This window comes from Gilliamella sp. Pra-s60 (genome assembly GCF_009795755.1).
Classification (GTDB): Bacteria; Pseudomonadota; Gammaproteobacteria; order Enterobacterales; family Orbaceae; genus Gilliamella.
Map to the genome: position 1 here is coordinate 1 of NZ_WTFA01000040.1, position 1,178 is coordinate 1,178.

Annotated in this window: 1 protein-coding gene; it reads left to right on the top strand. The window is 41.9% G+C overall.

The window, feature by feature from the left end:
• Positions 1-1,178, top strand: a 1,178-nt coding sequence (gene tuf / locus GQ596_RS10925) for an elongation factor Tu (RefSeq protein ID WP_160401752.1), incomplete at its 3' end; no start/stop codon positions are given.

A 1,178-nucleotide genomic window follows, 5' to 3' on the forward strand; every position in this document is an offset into this window, starting at 1 on the left:
ATGTCTAAAGAAAAATTTGAACGTACAAAACCCCACGTTAACGTTGGTACAATCGGCCACGTTGACCATGGTAAAACAACTTTAACTGCTGCAATTACTTCTGTACTTGCTAAAAAATTTGGTGGTCAAGCTCGTGCATTCGATCAAATCGATAACGCACCAGAAGAAAAAGCACGTGGTATCACCATCAACACTTCACACGTTGAATACGACACACCAACTCGCCACTACGCACACGTAGACTGCCCAGGCCATGCTGACTATGTTAAAAACATGATCACTGGTGCGGCGCAAATGGACGGTGCTATCTTAGTAGTAGCAGCAACTGATGGTCCTATGCCACAAACTCGTGAGCACATCCTTTTAGGTCGTCAAGTAGGTGTTCCTTACATCATCGTATTCTTAAACAAATGTGATATGGTTGATGACGAAGAGTTATTAGAATTAGTTGAAATGGAAGTACGTGAACTTCTATCTCAATACGATTTCCCAGGTGATGACACGCCAGTAATTCGTGGTTCAGCGCTTAAAGCGTTAGAAGGCGAAGCAGCATGGGAAGACAAAATTGTTGAATTAGCAGAAGCATTAGATACATACATTCCAGAACCAGAGCGTGATATCGACAAACCATTCCTATTACCAATTGAAGACGTATTCTCAATTTCAGGTCGTGGTACAGTAGTAACGGGTCGTGTTGAACGTGGTATCATCAAAGTTGGTGAAGAAGTTGAAATCGTTGGTATCAAACCAACTACAAAAACAACTTGTACTGGTGTTGAAATGTTCCGTAAATTACTTGACGAAGGCCGTGCGGGTGAAAACGTTGGTGTATTACTACGTGGTACAAAACGTGAAGAAATCGAACGTGGTCAAGTACTTGCAAAACCAGGTTCAATCACTCCACATACTGATTTCGAATCAGAAGTGTATATTTTAAGTAAAGATGAAGGTGGTCGTCACACTCCATTCTTCAAAGGTTATCGTCCACAGTTCTACTTCCGTACAACTGACGTAACTGGTACTATCGAATTACCAGAAGGCGTAGAAATGGTAATGCCTGGTGATAACATCAAAATGACAGTATCATTAATTCACCCAATCGCGATGGCAGAAGGTTTACGTTTTGCGATTCGTGAAGGTGGTCGTACTGTTGGTGCTGGTGTGGTTGCTAAAGTTAT